We start from the raw sequence: 19,718 nt of genomic DNA on the forward strand, positions 1-19,718 counted from the left end.
CCTCCGCGCATGATTCCCACGGTGGTCTGGGGTACCGGCAACGTCGGCCGCGCGGCGATCCGCGCCGTCGAGGCCCACCCGGCGCTCGCACTCACGGCAGTGATCGTCCACGACCCGGCGAAGGTCGGCCGCGACGCCGGCGAACTGGCCGGACTCGACAGGGTGTTGGGGGTCTCCGCGACCGACGACATCGACGCGGTGCTGGCCGACCGGCCCGCGGCCCTCGTCTACGCGGCCTCCGGCGACATCCGACCCGACGACGCCCTCGCCGACATCACCCGGGCGATCACCGCCGGAGCGGCGGTCGTCAGCCCCGCCCTGTACCCGCTCTACGACCCCCGCAACGCCCCACCCGAGTTCATCGACCCGGTGTCGGCCGCGATATCCGAGGGCGGCGGCTCACTGTTCGCCTCCGGCGTCGACCCGGGCTGGGGCAACGACGTCCTCCCCCTCCTGATCAGCGGCCTCGGCACGACCGTGGACGCGATCCGCTGCCAGGAGATCTTCGACTACTCCACCTACGACCAACCGGACTCGGTCCGCCTCCTGGTCGGCATGGGACAGCCGATGGACCACGAACCGATGATGCTGATGCCCTCCGTCCCCACCATGGTGTGGGGCGGGCAGATCCGGCTGATGGCCCGGGCCCTGGGCGTCGAACTCGACGAGATCCGCGAGACCTCCGAGCGCCGCGCCCTCGACACCACGGTGACCACCCGCACCATGGGCGAGTTCGAGGCCGGCACCCAGGGCGCCATCCGGTTCGAGGTCCAGGGCATCGTCGAGGGCGAACCCCGCATCGTCATCGAACACGTCACCCGCATCCACCCCTCCTGCGCCCCCGACTGGCCGACGCCCCCCGACGGGGCCGGCGCCCACCGGGTGATCATCGAGGGCCGCCCCCGCATCGAGGTCACCATCGAGGCCACCGACGAGGGCGAGAACCGTTCCGCCGGTGGCAACGCCACCGCGGTCGGCCGACTGGTGGGCGCCATCGACTGGCTCGTGGCCGCCGAACCGGGAATCTACGACGCGCTCGACGTCCCGCTGCGACCCGCAGTCGGCAAACTCGGAAGGAAGCAGCCATGAGAATCGACATCCCCGAGGGCCAACACCCCATCGAGTACGTCTGGGGCGACATGGTCCCCGGCATCGGGATGGCGGCGGCGAACTTCTCCCTGTCCGTGTACGCCCACACCACCCTGGGTCTGCGCGAGTTCGAGGCCGCCCGGCTGCGCGTCGCGCAGATCAACGGGTGCGTCTTCTGCCTCGACTGGCGCACCGACCGCGACGGGGAGAAGGTCGAGGACGAGTTCGCGGACGCGGTCACCGAGTGGCGGACCACCAAGGCCTTCGACGACCGCACACGGATCGCCGCCGAGTACGCCGAGCGGTACGCGCTGGACCACCACGGCCTCGACGAGGAGTTCTGGGAGCGGATGACCGCGCTCTACAGCCAGGTCGAGATCGTGGAGCTGAGCATGAGCATCGGCTCCTGGCTGGCCTTCGGCCGACTCAATCACGTGCTCGGCCTCGACAGCGTCTGCATGCTGCCGGGGAGTTGACATGGTCCGGGGCCGGTCGGAGGATCCGATCGGCCCCGGGTCCCGGTCGTCGTCATCGCTACAGGTCGGTCGCGATGATCCGCTCTATGTTCCGTTCCGCGAGCGCCGTGATGGTGACGAACGGATTGACGCTGACGTTGCCGGGGATCAGGGCCCCGTCGATCACGTACAGGCCCGAGTACCCGTGCAGCCGGCCGTGGTTGTCGGTGGCCTTGTCCAGGATCGCGCCGCCGAGCGGGTGGTAGGTGAGGTGGTCGCCCCAGATCTTGTACGTCCCGAAGAGATCGGTCCGGTAGATCGTCCCCTCCTTCGAGTTGATCCTGTCGAAGATGGTCTTGGCCATGTCGATGGCCGGCTGCTTCCAGGCCGTCTGCCAGTTCAGGTCGACCTTCCCCGTCGCCGCGTTCCAGGTGAACTCGGCGCGGTGGGGGTTCTTGGTGATGGACAGGTAGAACGACGCGTACGTCTCGATCCCGGTCGGCAGCGGCGCCACCTCGGCGAAGGCCCCGCCCGCGTTCCAGTTGTCGATGCCACCGCAGGGAATCGTCGCCTGGAGCTTTCCCGTGGGGTCCCACATGTGGTTGGCCCGCCCGCACATGACGTTGCCGTTGTCCCCCCAACCCTTGCCGATCTCGCCGTTCAAGTCGGGCAGCGCGCCCGTCGCCTTCAACCGGACGAGCAGCTTGCTCGTGCCGACGCTGCCGGCCGCGAAGAACACCTTGTCGGCCGTGACGGTCTTGGTGGCCACTGCGTCACCGGTCGTGTTGAGCTGCTCGATGACCACCGTGTAGCCGCCGCCGGTCGTGGGGGTGACCGTGGTGACCTTGTGCAGCGGCGAGATGCTGACCCTCCCGGTCGCCCTGGCGGCCGCGAGGTAGGTCTGCTGGAGCGACTTCTTGCCGTTGTTGTTGCCGTAGAGGATCTCGCCGTCCAACGCCGACTTGGTGGCCGTGCCGGCCGCCTCCCGCTTCATGTAGTCCCAGTCGTACACGTCCGGCACGAAGACGAAGGGGAAGTTGGAGCGCTGCGCGTGCTTGCGACCCACGCGGGCGAACTGGTAGCAGCTCACCGTGTCGAACCAGGCCGGGTCGATGAGACCCACCCCGAGGCCGGAGTTGGCGCGCGGGTAGTAGGTGTCGTACATCTCGTCGGCGTTGACCGTGGGCAGGATCGCGCTGAAGTTCTCCCGTTTCGGCGTGACGGCCATGCCGCCGTTGACGAGCGAACCGCCGCCGACACCGCGACCCTGGTAGACGGTGATCCCCGCGAAGTCCTCGGCGTCCAGGATGCCGGTGTACTTCGGGATGTCCTTGTCGATGGGGAAGCCGAGGAAGTAGTTCAGCGGCGCCTTCGTCCGGGTGCGCAACCAGTACGAACGCTTGTCCGGGTTCAGCGTGTTGCAGAAGATCTTCCCGTCCGGACCCGGGGTGTCCCAGGCCATGCCCATCTCGATCATGTGTACGTCGACACCGGCCTGGGCGAGGCGCAGCGCGGCGACGGAGCCGCCGTACCCGGTGCCGATGACGAGGGCCGGGACATGAGCCCCGTTGTCGATGGGCGCTGCCGCGGTGGCGGCTTTCGCATGGGCCGGAACGGCGTTGACCGAGAGGGTCATGGCTCCCAGAATGGAACCAGTTCCAGCGATGAAACCGCGCCGCGAGACGCCCTTGGCAACCTTGCTGTGCAGGGACTTGTCGTTCACGTGACGTTCCTCACTCTCGACGGAGTGAGAACAAGTTCTACTGTCGCCTGCGTGGTAAGTCACTACATACGCCGAGGTAATTTGTGGCTGGTTCCGCATCGGTGGCCCCACGGTTCGGGCGCCAGGCGGTCGACGGACAGGGCCGGCGCGCGCGTCCGGGGGCGCCGGTACGTGGACGCCGCCCGTCCTTGGACGCCGCCGGTCCGTGGACGCCGGCCGCGCGTGGACGCCCGTACGTGGACGCGACGCGCGCCGATCGTCACCGCGCGGTCGACCACCTAATTCGATGGCCCTCTCCGGCCGCGCCGTGTCAAGGTTGGTCCTGCCGAAGGGGCGTAGCTCAACTGGCCAGAGCAACGGTCTCCAAAACCGTAGGCTGCAGGTTCAAGTCCTGCCGCCCCTGCACGTCCGCACGGAGGGATGACCCTCGCGTGCCGGGAGGACGTCGTGAGCCCCGCCGGAACTCCGGCGGGGCTCACGACGTCCCCGGCGCGGCCGCGGAGGCACGCGTTCTCCCGATGTGGGACGGACATGGGTCCGCCCGTCGGTCGCTGTCCCCGGGGGGTCCGACGGGCGGCATCCGAGTAGCACCGCAGCCCGCGGTCAATCGCTCGAATGTGTCAGGTCAGCCTAGGGCCGACCACTGACAACGGCCGGGCGTGAGAGCGGGCAACGGTCAGGAGGGACGGTCGCCGAAGCTCGGCAACGCCGGGATCGTGCCGACCGGCCAACCGTCGACGTCGGTGGTGAAGTGCGGAGCGGGCACGGTTTCCCACCAGGAGCGGATGGTCGCGGTCAGGTGCTCCGCCCCGGTGCGCGGGTCCACGTACGTCGTCTCCCGTTCACCGCTCCTGCGTACCGCGATCCGCCCCCGCTTGCAGCCGTCGGGGTAGTCGTTCCAGTTCACCCCGGCCTCCGACCGCAGCAACTGCCTCATGCCGCCGGACGACACGCCGTGCAGCCGCTCGTGGGGGAAGTGGGTCTGCGCCGCCATGCCGATGCTGTTGCGCACGGCGTCCCGCTGTCGCCACCGGAAGTAGTTGGCGACCTCGACGCGATCCGAGAGGGTGAACAGGCGGGCGTCGAACAGGGCCCGTCGGCCCGGCCGGCGCTCGTTGAGCACCGCCGTGGCCAGCGAGGCCGCGACGGACAACTGTTTCGCCACCACACCGCCGAACCACGGCTCGGTGCCCGCGCTGTCGAAGTCGGTGTACAGGACGCTGATCTCGTCGGACTGCGTGTACGAGAACCGGGCTCCGGCGATCTCCGCGCACAATGCCTCGGCGACCGCGTCCATGTCGGCCATGAAGGCCTGGTCGAAGGGGCGGGTCGCTCCCCGTATGTAGGTGCGGAACGCGCGGCCGTCGACCCGGAGCAATGTGTAGGTGCGACGCGGCAGGACCGCCCGGTGCACCGCCTCGTACCGCTTCATCCGATCGCCCAATGCCGTGCCGTCCGCCATGTCGTCCCTTCGTCCGTGTTGCCCCAGTCTGGCATGCACGGACTCACGGATCCGGAGTACGACGGTCGGGATGGCGGGCTCAGTGGCCGGGCCCTCGTACGCACGGGCGCGCGGCGGCCCTCCCGTGGGGAGGGCGGGAGGGACGCGCGCCCGGGATGGTCCGGGAGCACACCGTATGCCCGGGTACGCGGGCGCGGGTAGGCATATGACAAGGGGAGTTCCGGATGACCCGACACCGCGACCCGGCACACCTTTCCGGCCAAAGCCCTACCGGACGACGTCGGGGCCACCCTCGTCGAGCCCCTGGTCGCGGCCGTCGTCGGGGCCGTTGTCGTCCGGCCGGTCGTGGTCGAGACCGTGGTCGTGGGCTCCCGCCTCGACGCGCAGCGCCAGCTCGCGCAGGACGTCCATCGAGGTGACGTCGGTCCGACCGGAGTCGTGGACGGCCGCCAGCGAGTTGAACGCCGCGGCGAAGGCTCCGACGATCGTGTGCATGGCGGGAGCCAGCGTCTCCCCGACGATGCGACCCACCTGGAGGGGAGTAGCGTCGGCCGGCACGCTGAAGTGCGGCATCATCTCGCTCAACAACAGGGTGACGACGCCCGGCTCCGAGAGGGGACCGGCTTCGCCGCCGGCCTCGTGAGACCTGCGGATCTCCTGGGACTCCGTCAGGATCCCGATGACTCGCTTCATGATTTCCGCGCGCTCCATCTGCGGAGGGTAGCCCGTGTGGGGACGTCGGGTGCGGGGTTCTCGCGGGCCGGCCCGCCGCCGGGCGTCTGGCAGACTGGGCAAGGTTCTCCCAGGCGGTGCAGGACAGGAAACCGGTGCGAATCCGGTGCGGTCCCGCCACTGTGACCGGAACCCGTCCGCGGGATCCGGGAGTCAGACACTGACGCACCGCCTCTTCACTTCGACCGGGGACGCGGATCCCCCGGAGAGGCTTCGCCATGTCGCGCTCGCGCACCGTTCTGCGCTCCCTCATACCCCTCGCGCTGCTGGCGCCCCTGGCCGCCTGCGGGGGTTCGCCGGACGGGAAGGGCGCGGGGCCGGACACGGCCTCCGGGAAGACGCCCGGGTTCCCGTACACCGTCACCAACTGTGGTGTCGGCACCACCTACCAGGCCCCGCCCCGTCGCGCGGTCACCATGAACCAGCACGCCACCGAGATCATGCTGGCGCTGGGACTGGAGCAGAGGATCGTCGGCACCGCCTACCTGGACGACGCGATCCTGCCCGCCTACCGACCCGCCTACGACCGGATCAAGGTGCTGGCCAAGGAGTACCCCTCCAAGGAGGTCCTCCTCAACGCCAACCCCGACTTCGTGTACGGCGGCTATTCCAGCGCCTTCGACAAGGCGCAGGGACGCGACCGCGGGGCACTGGCCGCGTCAGGCATCAACTCCCGCCTCAACGTGGAGTACTGCGGCACCGGCCCGGTGGGACTGGAGCAGCTCAAGACCGAGATCACCGAAGTGGCACGCACCTTCGGCGTACCGGAGCGCGGTGCGGCGCTGATCGAGGATCAGCAGCGGCGCATCGCCGCCGTCACCGCACGGGTCAAGGACAAGCCCAGGCCGGCCGTCTTCGCCTACGACTCGGGCGAGGCCTCCGCCTCGACCTCGGGGGGCACCGGCATCGGCAACGAGATCGTCTCCCTGGCCGGCGGGACGAACGTGTTCGCCGACCTCGACGACACCTTCGGCGACGTGTCCTGGGAGAAGGTCATCGAACGCAAGCCCGAGGTCATCCTGATCTACGACTACGCGGGCACCACGGTCGAGGCCAAGAAGCAGCGCCTGTTGAACGACCCGGCTCTCGCGCAGGTTCCCGCGATCAAGAACAAGCGGTTCGTGGTGCTCCCGCTGTCCACGGCCGTCCTCGGCGTGCGCGTCGCCGACGCCACCGAGTCCCTGGGGCGCCAACTGCACCCCGACGCCGCGTGAGCCCGCGCCGTACCCCGGTCGTCCTCGTCCTGCTCGCCGCCGCCCTGGTGGTCTCCGCCGTCGCGGGCCTCGCGCTGGGCGCGGTACGCATGGCCCCCGGCCAGGTGATCGACGTCCTCCTCGCCGGACCCGGGGCCGGCGCCGCCGGTGCCATCGTGTGGGACGTACGGATGCCCCGACTCCTGCTCGGCGCGGTCGTCGGCGCCGGGCTCGCCGTGGCCGGAACCGTGCTGCAGGCCCTCGTGCGCAACCAACTCGCCGACCCCTTCCTGCTCGGTGCCTCCTCCGGCGCGTCGGCGGGAGCCGTACTGGTCATCGTCCTCGGCGCCGGGGTCCTCGACTTCGCGGGCGGGGCGGCGGTACCCGTCGCCGCGTTCGCGGGATCCATGGGCGCGCTCGTCGCCGTCTACGCGATGGCCCGGCGCGGCGGCACCATGACCACCGGTCGGCTGATCCTGGCCGGGGTCGCCGTCCAGTACGTCCTGTCCGCCCTCACCAGCCTGGTCCTGGTCCTGGCCGCGCACCCCGAGCAGCTCCGTACCGTCCTCTTCTGGACTCTCGGCGGTCTCGGCGGGGCACGCTGGGACGAGTTGGCCCTGCCCTCGACCGCGCTGCTCCTCGGTACCGGCCTGCTGATCGCCCTCGCACGCCCCCTGGACCTGCTGCTCGCGGGGGAGGAGGGCGCGCACACCCTCGGCCTCGACACGGCGCGGTTCCGGGCGGCGGTCTTCGTCCTCGTCTCCCTCGTCATCGGTGTGCTGGTCGCCTACAGCGGCGCCATCGGCTTCGTCGGCCTGATGGTCCCGCACGCCGCCCGCATGGTGGTGGGCGCCGGACACCGGGCGCTGCTGCCGGTGGCCGCGCTGGGCGGGGCCGTGTTCCTGACCCTGGCGGACCTGGTCGCGCGGACCGCCGCGGCGCCCGAGGAGATACCGGTCGGCGTGGTCACCGCGCTGGTCGGCGGCCCGTTCTTCCTGTGGATGCTCCGCAGGTCCACCCGGACCGAAGGGGTGACCGGATGAACCCGTCGACAGGACGCCCGGTGGATCTCGCCGTCGAGGACGTGGGCCACGAGATCGACGGCCGGACCCTGCTGCACGGAGTCGACCTCACCGCCCGACCCGGCGAGACCGTCGGCGTGGTCGGACCCAACGGCAGCGGCAAGACCACACTGCTGCGCTGCGTCTACGGCACCCTGCGGCCCACCTCCGGCCGGGTGCTGCTGGACGGCGCCGACGCGGGGTCCATGGGCGTCAAGGACCGGGCCCGACGGGTGGCGGTGGTGCCACAGGACGTCGCCGGAACCTTCGGGTTGACGGTCCGCGAGGTCGTCGCCATGGGCCGCAGCCCCCACAAGCGGTTCTGGGAGCAGGACGGCCCCGACGACGCCCGACGCGTCGCCGAGGCCCTGGAGACCGTCGGAGCGGCCGGCTTCGCCGCCCGCCGGTTCGAGGAACTCTCCGGCGGCGAACGCCAACGCGCCCTGGTGGCCCGCGCGCTCGTACAGGACCCCGGCCTGCTGGCCCTCGACGAGCCCACCAATCACCTCGACATCCGCTACCAACTGGAGATCCTGACGCTGGTCCGCGCCCTGCCGGCGACCGCCCTGCTGGTCCTGCACGACCTCAACCTGGCCGCGTCGTTCTGCGACCGGCTGTACGTGCTGGCGGCCGGCCGGGTGGTCGCCTCGGGACCCCCCGGCGAGGTGCTCACCGAGGAACTGCTGTCGCAGGTGTACGGCGTACGGACCCGGGTCGGCCCGCACCCCACGACGGGCGGCCCGAGCATCGTGTACCTGCCGCCGGACGCGCCCCGGACGTAGCACGGCAGGTCGCTCGGCTGTCGCTGAGGCAAGGCGCGCCGATCGGACGAGGCGGGTCGGGGGAGACGGGTGTGACCCGACCCCACCGACCCGACCCGCCTGCCCGACCGGGCTCAGCCCTGGAAGCCGTACGGGCGGGTGATCAGTTCCAACCAGTGGCCGGACGGGTCGGGGAAGTAGACGCCGCTGCCCCCGTCGTTGTGGTTGATCTCGCCCGGGTGCTTGCGGTGCGGATCCGCGTAGTACTCGGTTCCCGCCGCCTTGATCTTCTCGTAGGCCGCGTCGAACACGTCCTGGGAGACGAGGAACGCGTAGTGCTGGGGGGTGATGGACTCGCCGGGGGCGGCGGTCGCGAAGTCCAGGGTGACCCCGTTTCCGGTCTCGACGGGGATGAAGGGTCCCCACTCGGCCCCGACCTCCAGACCGAGGATGTCGGCGAGGTACTCGGCGGACCGCCGGTTGTCACGGCTGTGGACGATCGTGTGGTTCAGCTCTACTGACATGGGTGGATGCCTCCGAAAGGCATGTCACGGCGCCTCCATGCCTCACCCGGTCGGTGACCGACACGCGATGCCGTCCGCACGAGCCTAAGCACACCGATCGGGCCGGGTCCATCGGTATTCGGTCGAATGAGGCGCCGCGGAGCGGGGTGCCGGTGCCGGCACTTCGTGCACCGGTGCCGGTGCACGAAGTGCCGGCGACATTGTCGGCGCCCTCATCAGGAACGCCCGTACACCGCATCGACGTTGTCCCGCGCGGGATGTGTTCGACCCGCCGGGCCCGCCGCGAAGACCCGCAGCAGGTTCTCCGTCACCCGTGTGGTCAGCGCCCCGCTGCGCGCGTCCAGACCGTGGTTGCCGCCACCGCGTCCGTCGCCCTTCGCGTCGAGCGCCTCGACCCAGCGCATCGTCCCCGTCGCGAACACCCCGGCGCCGCTCTCCACGGTGTGGTACGCCGTGTCCTGATGGCTGGGCCTGCCCTCGCAGACCACGGGGGAGTGGGCGATGATCTCGATCGGGCGGGGTGTCGGGAAGCCGGTGTTCACCTTGTCGTACTCGACCCCGACCAGGTGCGCGAACCCGTCACCGGCCTTCACCCCCGTGCCCTCGAACAGCCAGTGCCCGGGCCGCGTCACCACATAGGGGGCGTCCACCGGGTAGCCGTCGTAGATGACACCGAGCAGGGAACTCTCCGGGTCGGCGGCGGGAGCCGAGCGGAAGTCGACCGTCGCGGGGTGACCCCGTTTGAACCCCGGGTCCTGGGCGTAGGACGACTTGTAACAGACCACCGTCCGGTCCGGCCCCAGGTCCGACGGCTCCAGGCGGATCCGGCGGTAGCAGCAGTTCGCGCCGAGTATCGCGATGTTGGTGCCGGCGTCCCTGGCCGCGGTGACGTGGGCCCGCTGCTCCGGGGACCAGTACTCGTCGTGTCCCAGTGAGAGCACGGCGGCCGCCCCCTCCAACAGTCGCTTCTCCCGCGCCACGTCGGTGGTCGTCGTGTACGCGAGCGGAATGCCGAGCCGCTCGGCGAGGGCGATCAGCGGCGCCTCGTACACCAGGAACAGGCCCGCCCCGTCGTCGTACTCGTACGGCCGGTCGAAGGTCACGGCGAGCGAACGCGAGGCGTAGCCGCCGGTGGGCCCGTCGTAGCTGCCGTGGCCGCCCCACCTGTTGTACGCCTGCCAGGTCGCCACCGCGTTCACGATGACGGTCCGCCCCTTCGTGGCCGCCGAGCGGACGGTGAGCGGGACGAAACGCTGCCCCTCGGCGCCCTGCGCGTCGAGCCGGAGCAGGTAGCAACCCTCCGGCCAGCCGGCGGTGTCGACCGTGGTGGTACGGGACCACCGGGTGCGGACCATCCTGGTTCCCGCGTCCACCGTGTGCTCGGGCTGCCGGACTCCGGGCAGCGCCTGCGACCGCCACACCAGCCGGGCCCGCGCGCCGCCGTACCACCCGATGCGGTACGCGGAGACCGTGAACCGGGGCGCCGCGGTGGACACGTGCAGCCCGAACGACTCACCCGGAAGGACGCTGACCCGGTCGGCGAAACCCTCGATGGCGCGGGCGGATCCCGCCTTGATCACCTGCCAGTCGGCGTTCCCGGGGCGGGCGTTCTCGGCCTTGACGTCGAACACCCGGGACCCGGACCCGGCAGACGGGTCCGACGCGTTCGGCGACCCCGACGGGGAGCCTCCCGACTTCGGATCCCCGCCCGCACCGGCCCCCTTCGCGTCCCCGCCACCGCCCGAGCAACCGGCGGCGGCACCGATCCCGACGGCCGTGGCCGCGCCCGTCGCCGCGATGGCGATGAACCGCCGCCTGCCCGCGGAACCGGTTCCCCCGGCGCTCTGCTCCTCATCCATGAGGGGCACGTTATGTCACGCTCTACCCCCTCCTTCGGTCGGGTTGGACCGACCCGGGTCCGCCACACGGATCGTGGCGGGCCTGGGGTAACTTCCTGTGGATCACGTGCAATCGCGAGAGTGGAGAAGGATCCATGCGTCACGTCTCCCTGGGCAGTTCAGGTCTGCGGGTCTCCGCGGTCGGCCTCGGCTGCAACAACTTCGGCGGCCGCCTCGACGCCCGCGCCACCCGCGCCGTCGTCGACGCCGCCCTCGACGCGGGCATCACCCTCCTCGACACCGCGGACATCTACGGAGGCCAGGGCGGCTCCGAGAGCCACCTCGGCCAGGCCCTCAAGGGCCGCCGCGACCAGGTCGTGCTGGCCACCAAGTTCGGCTACGACGGCGTCGACATGGGCTACGGGCCCGCGGCCGGGTCCCGCGGTGGCCGCGCCTACATCCGCCGCGCCGTCGAGGAGTCCCTGCGCCGGCTGGAGACCGACCACATCGACCTCTACCAGTTGCACAGTCCCGACCCGGACGTCCCCATCGCCGAAACCCTCGCCGCGCTCACCGAACTCGTCACCGAGGGCAAGGTCCGCTACATCGGGCACTCCAACCTCAGCGGTTGGCAGCTCACCGAAGCCGCGCACGTCGCCCGGGAGATCGGCGCCGCGCCCTTCGTGTCGGCGCAGAACGAGTGGTCGCTGCTCCAGCGGTCCGCCGAACGGGAACTCGTCCCGGCCGCCCTGCACCACGGCGTCGGCGTGCTCCCGTACTTCCCCCTGGCCAACGGCCTGCTCACCGGCAAGATCCGACGCGGCGCGCCCGTCCCGCCCGGTTCACGCCTGGAAGGCCGGGACGGCTACCTCACCGACGAGCGCCTGGACACCGTCGAGGCGCTGGCCGCCCTCGCCGAGAAGTACGACCGCACGGTCCTGGAACTCGCCATCGGATGGCTCTGCGCCCAGCCGGGCTGCGCCTCCGTGATCGCCGGCGCCACCTCCGCCGAACAGGTACGGGCCAACGCCGCCGTCGCCGACCGGCCCCTGGAGGCCGCGCTGCTCGCCGAGATCGACGCCGTCGGCGCCACCGGCACGGGTGCGCGGTGACCTTCGCCGCGCTCCGCTGCGCCGTTCTCGACGACCACCAGAACGTGGCGATCGCCTCCGCCGACTGGTCACCGATCGCGGACCGGGTGGAGGTGGTCACCTTCCGGGACCACCTGGACGACGAGGACCGGCTCGCGGCGCGCCTGGCCGACTTCGACATCGTCGTCACCCTGCGCGAACGCGTCCGTTTCCCCGCCTCGTTGCTCGATCGGCTGCCCCGCCTCGCCCTGCTCGTCGCGAGCGGCATGAGGAACTCGGTCATCGACCACGCCGCCGCCGCGCGGGGCGGCGTGACCGTGTGCGGCACGGGCAGTTCCTCCACCCCGCCCGTCGAACTCACCTGGGCCCTGCTGCTGGGCCTGGCCCGCGGCATCGTCCCCGAGAGCACCGCCCTGCGCACCGGAGGACCCTGGCAGCAGACCCTCGGCGCCGACCTGCACGGGCGCCGGCTCGGCCTGCTCGGCCTCGGCAAGATCGGCGGCCGGGTGGCCCGGATCGGCCTCGCCTTCGGCATGGAGGTCACGGCCTGGAGCCGGAACCTCACGAGGGAACGCGCCGACGAGGTGGGGGTGACCCTGGCCGCGTCCCGGGAGGAACTCCTCGCGGAGAGCGACTTCGTGTCCGTCCACCTCGCGCTGGGCGACCGCACCCGCGGCCTGATCGGGGCGCCGGAACTGGCACTGATGCGCCCGTCCGCGTACCTCGTCAACACCTCGCGGGCGGCCATCGTCGACCAGGACGCGCTGATCGAGGCCCTGCGCGAGGGGCGGATCGCGGGCGCCGGTCTCGACGTCTTCGACATCGAACCGCTGCCGCGGGACCACCCCGTGCGCACGGCGCCGAACCTGTTGGCCACGCCCCACCTGGGCTACGTCACGCGGGACAACTACGCGAAGTACTACGGCGAGGCCGTCGAGGACATCCGCGCGTACCTCGACGGCGCGCCCGTCCGAGTGCTCGGGTAGGCCCCGGCATCGACCGGATCCCGGCATCGACCGGATCCCGGCGTCGATCGGATCCCGGCGTCGACGTCGCGTTCGGCCGCCCGGGGCCGGCACCTGTCCGCCGGTGCGCTCACGTGCGAACGGCCGGGGCGGGCCCGCTCCTCGCGGGCCCGCCCCGGCCGTTCGGTCCGCCGGTCCGCCCCGACGGCGGCGGGCTCAGGACACGATGTCCTTGCGGGAGAAGCCCCGGAACGCGAGGGCGAACAGCACCACCGCGTACGACACCGACACCACCGTGCCCTTGATCATCCCGCCCCACTCCAGATGCGGCTGGAGGGCGTCCGCCCACGCGAACTGCCAGTGCGCGGGCAGGAACTCGCGCCACGAGCCGAGCGCGGTCACCGCGTCCAGGACGTTCCCGACGATGGTCAGCCCGACCGCGCCGCCCACCGCGCCGAGCGGCGCGTCCGTGCGCGTCGACAGCCAGAACGCCAGCCCGGCCGTGACCAGCTGCGACACGAAGACGAAGGCGACGGCGATCGCCAGCCTCGGCAGCGTGTCACCGGCCGCCAACGTCCCGCCGGTGGGCAGCTTCAGCGGCCCCCAGCCGTACGCGACCGTGCCCGCCGCCAACGCCACCACCGGCAACAGCACCATCGCCGCGAGACTGAACCCGAGGGCCACCACCAGCTTGCTCCACAGCAACCGGGCCCGGGGCACCGGCGAGGCCAGCAGGTAGCGGAGCGAGGACCAACTCGCCTCCGAGGCGACGGTGTCCCCGCAGAACAGCGCGACCGGCACCACCAGGAGGAAGCCGGCCGACACGAACAGGCAGGTGGCCGCGAAGTTCGCGCCCGAGGCCGTCGCCGTGTCGATCAGGGTGATCCGACCGTTGCCGCCGCCCCGTTCGTCCGGCGTCCCGCCCACCGCGAAAGCGATGATCATGATGAAGGGCAGTGCCGCGAGGATCCCGCCCATCACCAGCGTCCGCCGCCGGCGCCACTGGCGCAGCGCCTCCACGCGCAGCGGCAGCGTACGGCCCGCGCGGTAGCCGTCGGCCACCTCGGAGCCGGCCACCTCTGTCCCGGCCACCTCTGTCACGGCACTCACGCCGAACCTCCGATCAGGGTGAGGAACGCGTCCTCCAGCCGACGGTGCGGTCCCACCGCGGAGACCGGCACCTCCAGCCGTACGAGTTCCGCGATCAGCTCGGCGGCCGTCGCGCCTTCCAGCCGTACGAGCAGCCCGTCGTCGGCGGTCACCACCGAACCGACCCCCTCCAGCGCCGCCACCTTCTCGACGAGGGGTTCGTCCACCGACCCGGCCAGGGTCACCAGCAGGGTGTCCCCGCCGCCGGTGATCGCCGCGACCTCGCCCGCCTGAACGAGCCGGCCGCGGTCCATGACGACCAGGTGCGTGCACGACTGCTCCACCTCGGAGAGCAGGTGGCTGGAGACGATGACCGTCCGCCCGGCCGCCGCGTACCGGATCATCACGTCACGCATCTCCCGGATCTGTGGCGGGTCCAGGCCGTTCGTCGGCTCGTCGAGGATCAGCAGGTCCGGCATGCCGAGCATGGCCTGCGCGATGGCGAGCCGCTGCCGCATGCCCTGGGAGTAGGTCCGCACGGCGCGTTCCAGCGCGTCGCCGAGTCCGGCGATCTCCAGGGCCTCCGCCATGTGGGAGTCCGCCGCGGGGCGGCCCGTGGCCTGCCAGTACAGCTCCAGGTTCGCCCGGCCCGTCAGGTGCGGGAGGAAGCCCGCGCCCTCCACGAAGGCGCCGACCCGCGACAGCACCGGAGACCCGGCCCGTACCGCGTGCCCGAACACCCTGATCTCACCGGCGTCCGGCGAGATCAGCCCCATCAGCATCCGCAGGGTGGTGGTCTTGCCCGCGCCGTTGGGGCCGAGCAGACCCAGCACCTGACCCTTCTCCACCCGGAACGACAGGTCCCGGACGGCATAGCGGTCCCGGGCCTTCGCGTAGCGCTTCGTCAGCCCGGTGATCTCCAGAGGCACCTCGGCCAACGCGGGATCGGGCGGTGTCGCTCCGGACCGTTCCCCGGCGCGGCCCCTGCCGTTGCGCCGGATCCCCAACAGCCCCGCGGCCAGGGCCAGGGCGCCCAGGGGCAACCCCCACGTCCAGTTGGGCATGCTCGCCGCCGCGGTGCGCACCCCCGGGACGACGGGCACCGACAGCGGGCCCCGCGCCGAGACGGTGTACGTGGCGGGCGCGGCGGGCGACGCGTACCCGAGATCGGTGGCCGCCACCACGAGGCGCAGCCGGTGGCCGGCCTCGACGGCGTGGTCGACGGCCGGCAGTCGCACCTGGACGGTGCGCCCCTGTCCGGCGTCCGTGACCCGGACCGGGGCGACCAGTTGGCCGGGCAACACCTGCCCGCGTCCGTCGGGCCCGACGTCGTACACCTTGCCGAACAACACGGCCGAACCGTCGGTAGCCGTCGACCTCACGTTCAGGGTGACGGTCGGGGTGCCGGTGATCCGCACCTCCTCGGTCATCGGCCGCGATTCGAAGCGGGCGTTCTGCCCCGGGAAGTCCAGCGAGATCCCGGCCCCGAAGGCGGCGAGTTGTCCGCCGATCCCGGGCAGCGAGGACAGCGACGGCGGGGTGCCGCCCGCCGGATTGGCGAAGGTCTGCTCGCGGCCGGTGAGCGCGAACTCCCGGGGCGTCGAGGTGAGTCCGGGATAGCGGTCGTCACTCGCGCCGCGCACCTGCACGGTCCCGTCCGTGGAATCGATCCCGCCGGTGCGCGAGACCCGGAACACGGGACCGGTGTCCACCTGTTCGTCGTCCTTGAGGTAGCGGTCGAACCAGGCCGTCACCCGAGCCTCGACACGGCCGGACTCGCGCATCCCGCCGTCGTGGCCGCCGCTCGCCCAGTCCACGGACACGGGCGCGCCGTTCGCCGCGATGGCCTTGGCCATGGCGTCGGCCTGGTCCAGCGGGAAGAGCGAGTCGTCCTGCCCCTGCACGATCAGGGTGGGCACCTTGATCTTGTCGCCCACCGCCGAGGGGCTGCGTCCGGCCAGCAGCTCGCGGGCCTCGGCGTCGGGCTTCCCGGCGACCGCGACCCGCTCGTACATCGCGCACAGCTCCGGTTGGAACCGTCCGCAGCCGGGCGCGGCCACGGGGTCGGCGGCCCGAGCCGACGGTCGGAGCGCGGCCGCGCCGCCGCCCGCCGCACCCCCACCGGTCGTACCGCCGCCGGCGGCGCCTGTGGTGAAGAAGATGCCGGTCCACAGCTTCTTGAACACGTCGTTCGGGAAGAGGGAGTCGGCGAGGTTCCAGTACGTGATCTGCGGGGCGATGGCGTCCACCCGGTGGTCGTACCCGGCCGCGAGGAGCGCCGCCGCACCGCCGTACGAGGCCCCGGCCACGCCCACGCGCGGATCGCCGGCCGCGTCGAGGCGCACCTCGGGCCGGGTCGCGAGCCAGTCGACGAGCCGGGAGACGTCCTTGCCCTCCAGCGCGGGATCGTTCAGCCCGATCCGGCCGCCCGAGCGGCCGAAGCCGCGCGCCGACCAGGTCAGGACCGCGTACCCGTCCCGGGCCAGCCGTTCCGCCTGCGCGCGGACGTCGTCCTTGCTGCCGCCGAAGCCGTGGCCGAGCAGCACGGCGGGCCGTTTCCGCGTCGCCTCCCCGCCCTCGCCGGCCGTGAAGTACGAGATGTCGATCCCGGCGTCGGGCATCTGCAATACGTGGTCCTGGCGTCGCACGCCGGGCGGGTCGGACGCCGCGGCGGTGGCCGTCAACGTACCGGCCCCCGCCAGGACGACCAGCGCGGCGCCGCCGGCCAACAGGCGGTCCCGGCGGCGCCGGGGCAGTCGGAGCTTCATACAGGAAGCCTAGACGTCCCGGAGCCGTCGCCGGAGAGCCCGCAGGGTGAGCCCGGCACCTTCTCGAGGACTACCCGGGCGGCCCCCCGTACCGCGCCTGCCGTACACGCGGGCCCGTCGTGCCCGGCCGATCCGTGCGGCTGATCCGTGCGGCTGATCCGTGCGGCTGATCCGCGCGGTCGATCCATGAGGCCGATCCATGAGGCCGATCCGTGAGGCCGATCCGTGAGGCCGATCCGTGCGGCCGACCTGCGCACGGGCACGAGCGGCGGCAGGATGGTCCGCATGCTGCTCGCCGAGGTCGCGCGCGTGTCCCGGGAGGTCTCCGAGACCTCCGCCCGCTCCGCGAAGACCGCCCTGCTCGCCGAGGTGTTCGCCGCCGCGCCCGCGGAGGAGGCCGCCGTCGTCGTCTCCTACCTCGCCGGGCGGCTGCCCCAGGGCCGCCCCGGGGTCGGATGGCGCACCCTCGGCCGCGAGATCGCCCCCGCGCCCCGGCCGACCCTCACCGTCGGCGAGGTCGACGCCGCCGTGACCGGACTCGCCGCCGTCGCGGGCCCCGGTTCCCGGGCCGAGCGGCACCGGATCGTGGACGCCCTGTTCGGCGCGGCCACCGAGGCCGAGCAACGCTTCCTGCGCGGTCTGCTCTTCGGCGAGGTCCGACAGGGCGCGCTCGACGCCGTCGCGCTGGACGCGGTGGCCGCGGCCACCGGGGTGCCGGCCGCCGCGCTGCGCCGCGCCGTCATGTTGGACGGGTCCCTGTCCCGGGTCGCCGCTGCGGTGCTGGCCGAGGGCGCGGGGGCGCTGGAGGGGGTGACCCTGCGGGTCGGCAGGCCGGTCCAGCCGATGCTCGCGGGCACCGCCGCGTCGGTGACGCAGGCGCTGGACACGCTCGGACCCTGCGCCGTGGAGGAGAAGCTGGACGGGATCCGCGTCCAGGTCCACCGCGACGGGCCGGACGTACGGATCTACACGCGCTCCCTGGACGAGATCACCGACCGGCTGCCGGAGGTGGCCGAACTGGCCCTGACACTGCCCGGCGAGCGGTTCATCCTCGACGGCGAGGTCGTGGGGCAGGGCCCCGACGGGCGGCCGGTCCCCTTCCAGGAGGTCGCGAGCCGTGTGGGCTCCCGGGTGGACGTGGCGGCCGCCCGGCAGACCCTTCCCGTCCGCGTCCACTTCTTCGACGTCCTGGTCGCGGGGGAGGAGGTGCTCCTCGACCTGCCCGTGCGCGAGAGGTACGCGGTGCTCGCGGGGCTGGTCCCGGAGTCCTCCCGCGTCCGGCGGCTGGCGGTGGAGGACCCGGCGGCCGAGGGCGCGACGGCCGCGGCCGAGGAGTTCGCGGCCGAGTCCCTGCGCCGGGGCCACGAAGGGGTGGTGATCAAGGGCCTCGACTCGCTCTACGCGGCGGGGCGGCGCGGCAGGCACTGGCTCAAGGTCAAGCCCGTGCACACCCTCGACCTGGTGGTCCTGGCCGCCGAATGGGGACACGGGAGGCGCACCGGCCTCCTGTCGAACCTGCATCTGGGCGCCCGCGCCGCCGAGGGCGGCCACGCCATGCTCGGCAAGACCTTCAAGGGCCTCACCGACGTGATGCTGCGCTGGCAGACCGAGCGGCTGTTGGAACTGGCGGTGGAGGACGACGGCTTCACCGTCCGGGTCCGACCGGAGCTGGTGGTGGAGATCGCCTACGACGGCCTGCAACGCTCCTCGCGCTACCCGGCCGGGGTCGCGCTGCGGTTCGCGCGGGTCCTGCGGCACCGCCCGGACAAGGACGCCGGGCAGGCGGATACCGTGGAGACCGTACTCGGCGGACCCCTCGCGTAGGCGACGATCGGTGCTTCGATCGGTGCTTTTGCCTCAGAGGTAAGAGTGTTTGCCAGTGGGGTAAGAATCTGGCTCAATCGAGGCATGACAACCGGTCCTGCCCCCGGCCCCGAAGAAGCGGCCGACCCCGACGACCCGTCGGGGGAACTCCCCACCGTGGCCCCGCGCCTGCGCGACCTGCGCCGCCGCGCCGGGCTCACCCTGGAGGCGGCCGCCGCACGCGCCCGGCTGTCGCCCGCCCACCTGTCGCGCCTGGAGACGGGCCGCCGCACGCCCTCGTTGCCGCTGCTGCTCGGACTCGCCCGCACCTATGGAACGACGGTCTCCGAACTGCTCGGCGAGACCTCGGCCGCGGCCGACCCCATCGTACGGGGCGGCGGACCCGGGGCCCGCGAGGCCGACGGCTGGACCTATTGGCCGGCCGGCGGTTCGGGTCGGGGCATGCAGGCCCTGCGCGTGCACGTTCCGCAGGGCCAGGTCCGGGGCGAACTGGTTCGGGTCCACCCCGGCGAGGAGTGGCTGTACGTCCTCACCGGGCGGCTGCGGCTGCACCTGGGGGAGGCCGAGCACCTGCTCGAACCGGGGGACAGCGCGCACTTCGACTCGCTCACCCCCCACCGGATCGGCGCGGCCGACGCCGCCGGCGCGGACCTGCTGTTCGTCCACACGCTGCTGCAGAGCGGCCTCGCCGGGGTGTGTCTCGGCGGCGCGACCCAGCACCACCACTAGCCGAGGAGCCGCACCATGTCCCAGGGAGAGAACGTGACCGCCACCGCGAACGAGGCGCCCGGTGTTCCCGCGCACGACGTTCCGGCCGGTCCCGCCGATCGGACCGGTCCCGCCGATCAGGCCGGTCCGGCCGATCAGACCCATCAGCCCGATCCGGCCGATCCGGCTGATCCGCAGGAGACCGGGGCAGCGCCGGACACCCTGCTCAAGCGCTTCGAGTCCAAGTTCCCGCGCGGGCTGATCATCCGCCTGATCGCCTATCTCTTCGTCGGTCACCTCTTCGCCTTCTTCGTCTACCTGCTCTTCGTGCTGGGCGCCGAGAACCAGTAGGGCCCGCGGATTCGACCCCCGCCGCGCGGCGACGGATCCGCCGCACGCGCGTCGCGCACGGTTCCGACGGGGGCGGCGCGCACG

Annotated in this window: 17 protein-coding genes, 1 tRNA gene and 1 riboswitch; of the genes, 11 read left to right on the forward strand and 7 right to left on the reverse strand. The window is 72.2% G+C overall.

The window, feature by feature from the left end; translation table 11 throughout:
• Positions 1-9 precede the first annotated feature (9 nt).
• Together ACFYW3_RS04615 and ACFYW3_RS04620 are read left to right on the forward strand one after the other, a co-directional pair.
• Positions 10-1,089 (forward strand): dihydrodipicolinate reductase, encoded by a 1,080-nt coding sequence (locus ACFYW3_RS04615; RefSeq protein WP_389385517.1) that lies wholly within the window; start codon positions 10-12, stop codon positions 1,087-1,089.
• Positions 1,086-1,565 (forward strand): carboxymuconolactone decarboxylase family protein, encoded by a 480-nt coding sequence (locus tag ACFYW3_RS04620; RefSeq protein ID WP_351756808.1) that lies wholly within the window; start codon positions 1,086-1,088, stop codon positions 1,563-1,565. Before ACFYW3_RS04615 ends, ACFYW3_RS04620 begins: the two co-directional genes overlap by 4 nt.
• A gap of 58 nt (positions 1,566-1,623) precedes the next feature.
• Here the strand turns inward: ACFYW3_RS04620 and ACFYW3_RS04625 are convergent, their stop codons facing one another.
• Positions 1,624-3,180, reverse strand: coding sequence for a GMC oxidoreductase (locus ACFYW3_RS04625; RefSeq protein WP_389385628.1), 1,557 nt, complete (start codon positions 3,178-3,180; stop codon positions 1,624-1,626).
• A 416-nt stretch (positions 3,181-3,596) separates the two neighbouring features.
• Here ACFYW3_RS04625 and ACFYW3_RS04630 point away from each other — a divergent pair.
• Positions 3,597-3,670: transfer RNA gene (locus ACFYW3_RS04630), tRNA-Trp, on the forward strand.
• 273 nt (positions 3,671-3,943) lie between these two features.
• On the opposite strand, the gene ACFYW3_RS04635 is transcribed toward ACFYW3_RS04630, so the two are convergent.
• Both ACFYW3_RS04635 and ACFYW3_RS04640 read right to left on the reverse strand, forming a co-directional pair.
• Positions 3,944-4,729, reverse strand: a complete 786-nt coding sequence (locus ACFYW3_RS04635) for a tRNA(His) guanylyltransferase Thg1 family protein (RefSeq protein ID WP_389385518.1) — start codon at positions 4,727-4,729, stop codon at positions 3,944-3,946.
• A gap of 267 nt (positions 4,730-4,996) precedes the next feature.
• Positions 4,997-5,440, reverse strand: a complete 444-nt coding sequence (locus ACFYW3_RS04640; protein ID WP_389385519.1) for a hypothetical protein — start codon at positions 5,438-5,440, stop codon at positions 4,997-4,999.
• Positions 5,441-5,545: 105 nt separating this feature from the next.
• A riboswitch (cobalamin riboswitch) is annotated at positions 5,546-5,624 on the forward strand.
• A 55-nt stretch (positions 5,625-5,679) separates the two neighbouring features.
• Here ACFYW3_RS04640 and ACFYW3_RS04645 point away from each other — a divergent pair.
• From ACFYW3_RS04645 to ACFYW3_RS04655, 3 genes are read left to right on the forward strand one after another with little or no spacing between them, the layout of a single operon-like run.
• On the forward strand, positions 5,680-6,675 hold the full coding sequence (locus ACFYW3_RS04645) for an ABC transporter substrate-binding protein (protein WP_389385520.1): 996 nt from the start codon (positions 5,680-5,682) through the stop codon (positions 6,673-6,675).
• Entirely contained in the window at positions 6,672-7,697 is a 1,026-nt protein-coding gene (locus tag ACFYW3_RS04650; RefSeq protein WP_389385521.1) for a FecCD family ABC transporter permease, read from the forward strand. Before ACFYW3_RS04645 ends, ACFYW3_RS04650 begins: the two co-directional genes overlap by 4 nt.
• Positions 7,694-8,497, forward strand: coding sequence for an ABC transporter ATP-binding protein (locus tag ACFYW3_RS04655; RefSeq protein ID WP_389385522.1), 804 nt, complete (start codon positions 7,694-7,696; stop codon positions 8,495-8,497). The genes ACFYW3_RS04650 and ACFYW3_RS04655 overlap by 4 nt, the downstream gene beginning before the upstream one ends.
• A 113-nt stretch (positions 8,498-8,610) precedes the next feature.
• Here ACFYW3_RS04655 and ACFYW3_RS04660 read toward each other — a convergent pair whose 3' ends face one another.
• The gene (locus ACFYW3_RS04660) at positions 8,611-9,000 is read right to left on the reverse strand and encodes a VOC family protein (protein WP_389385523.1); all 390 of its coding nucleotides are present in this window, start codon (positions 8,998-9,000) and stop codon (positions 8,611-8,613) included.
• A 215-nt stretch (positions 9,001-9,215) separates the two neighbouring features.
• Entirely contained in the window at positions 9,216-10,859 is a 1,644-nt protein-coding gene (locus tag ACFYW3_RS04665; protein WP_351756785.1) for a N,N-dimethylformamidase beta subunit family domain-containing protein, read from the reverse strand.
• 134 nt (positions 10,860-10,993) lie between these two features.
• On the opposite strand from ACFYW3_RS04665, the gene ACFYW3_RS04670 reads away from it, so the two are divergent.
• On the forward strand, positions 10,994-11,950 hold the full coding sequence (locus ACFYW3_RS04670; protein ID WP_389385524.1) for an aldo/keto reductase: 957 nt from the start codon (positions 10,994-10,996) through the stop codon (positions 11,948-11,950).
• On the forward strand, positions 11,947-12,915 hold the full coding sequence (locus tag ACFYW3_RS04675) for a D-2-hydroxyacid dehydrogenase family protein (RefSeq protein WP_351756779.1): 969 nt from the start codon (positions 11,947-11,949) through the stop codon (positions 12,913-12,915). Before ACFYW3_RS04670 ends, ACFYW3_RS04675 begins: the two co-directional genes overlap by 4 nt.
• Before the next feature lie 195 nt (positions 12,916-13,110).
• Here ACFYW3_RS04675 and ACFYW3_RS04680 read toward each other — a convergent pair whose 3' ends face one another.
• Both ACFYW3_RS04680 and ACFYW3_RS04685 read right to left on the reverse strand, forming a co-directional pair.
• Positions 13,111-14,004, reverse strand: a complete 894-nt coding sequence (locus tag ACFYW3_RS04680; RefSeq protein WP_389385525.1) for an ABC transporter permease — start codon at positions 14,002-14,004, stop codon at positions 13,111-13,113.
• On the reverse strand, positions 14,001-16,751 hold the full coding sequence (locus tag ACFYW3_RS04685; protein ID WP_389385526.1) for an alpha/beta fold hydrolase: 2,751 nt from the start codon (positions 16,749-16,751) through the stop codon (positions 14,001-14,003). Before ACFYW3_RS04685 ends, ACFYW3_RS04680 begins: the two co-directional genes overlap by 4 nt.
• A gap of 285 nt (positions 16,752-17,036) precedes the next feature.
• On the opposite strand from ACFYW3_RS04685, the gene ACFYW3_RS04690 reads away from it, so the two are divergent.
• From ACFYW3_RS04690 to ACFYW3_RS04700, 3 genes are all read left to right on the forward strand, one after another.
• Positions 17,037-18,575, forward strand: a complete 1,539-nt coding sequence (locus ACFYW3_RS04690; RefSeq protein WP_389385629.1) for an ATP-dependent DNA ligase — start codon at positions 17,037-17,039, stop codon at positions 18,573-18,575.
• An 84-nt stretch (positions 18,576-18,659) separates the two neighbouring features.
• Entirely contained in the window at positions 18,660-19,304 is a 645-nt protein-coding gene (locus ACFYW3_RS04695) for an XRE family transcriptional regulator (RefSeq protein WP_351756771.1), read from the forward strand.
• A 15-nt stretch (positions 19,305-19,319) separates the two neighbouring features.
• Positions 19,320-19,634, forward strand: a complete 315-nt coding sequence (locus ACFYW3_RS04700) for a DUF6126 family protein (RefSeq protein ID WP_389385527.1) — start codon at positions 19,320-19,322, stop codon at positions 19,632-19,634.
• Positions 19,635-19,718: the final 84 nt, after the last annotated feature.

This window comes from Streptomyces sp. NPDC002602 (genome assembly GCF_042889445.1).
Lineage (GTDB): Bacteria > Actinomycetota > Actinomycetes > Streptomycetales > Streptomycetaceae > Streptomyces.

Bases quoted from the DNA above. Each gene is read 5' to 3' on its own strand.
- ACFYW3_RS04615 (WP_389385517.1), top strand. From the start codon at position 10: ATGATTCCCACGGTGGTCTGGGGTACCGGCAACGTCGGCCGCGCGGCG.
- ACFYW3_RS04620 (WP_351756808.1), top strand. From the start codon at position 1,086: ATGAGAATCGACATCCCCGAGGGCCAACACCCCATCGAGTACGTCTGG.
- ACFYW3_RS04625 (WP_389385628.1), bottom strand. From the start codon at position 3,180: ATGACCCTCTCGGTCAACGCCGTTCCGGCCCATGCGAAAGCCGCCACC.
- ACFYW3_RS04635 (WP_389385518.1), bottom strand. From the start codon at position 4,729: ATGGCGGACGGCACGGCATTGGGCGATCGGATGAAGCGGTACGAGGCG.
- ACFYW3_RS04640 (WP_389385519.1), bottom strand. From the start codon at position 5,440: ATGGAGCGCGCGGAAATCATGAAGCGAGTCATCGGGATCCTGACGGAG.
- ACFYW3_RS04645 (WP_389385520.1), top strand. From the start codon at position 5,680: ATGTCGCGCTCGCGCACCGTTCTGCGCTCCCTCATACCCCTCGCGCTG.
- ACFYW3_RS04655 (WP_389385522.1), top strand. From the start codon at position 7,694: ATGAACCCGTCGACAGGACGCCCGGTGGATCTCGCCGTCGAGGACGTG.
- ACFYW3_RS04660 (WP_389385523.1), bottom strand. From the start codon at position 9,000: ATGTCAGTAGAGCTGAACCACACGATCGTCCACAGCCGTGACAACCGG.
- ACFYW3_RS04665 (WP_351756785.1), bottom strand. From the start codon at position 10,859: ATGGATGAGGAGCAGAGCGCCGGGGGAACCGGTTCCGCGGGCAGGCGG.
- ACFYW3_RS04670 (WP_389385524.1), top strand. From the start codon at position 10,994: ATGCGTCACGTCTCCCTGGGCAGTTCAGGTCTGCGGGTCTCCGCGGTC.
- ACFYW3_RS04685 (WP_389385526.1), bottom strand. From the start codon at position 16,751: ATGAAGCTCCGACTGCCCCGGCGCCGCCGGGACCGCCTGTTGGCCGGC.
- ACFYW3_RS04690 (WP_389385629.1), top strand. From the start codon at position 17,037: ATGCTGCTCGCCGAGGTCGCGCGCGTGTCCCGGGAGGTCTCCGAGACC.
- ACFYW3_RS04695 (WP_351756771.1), top strand. From the start codon at position 18,660: ATGACAACCGGTCCTGCCCCCGGCCCCGAAGAAGCGGCCGACCCCGAC.
- ACFYW3_RS04700 (WP_389385527.1), top strand. From the start codon at position 19,320: ATGTCCCAGGGAGAGAACGTGACCGCCACCGCGAACGAGGCGCCCGGT.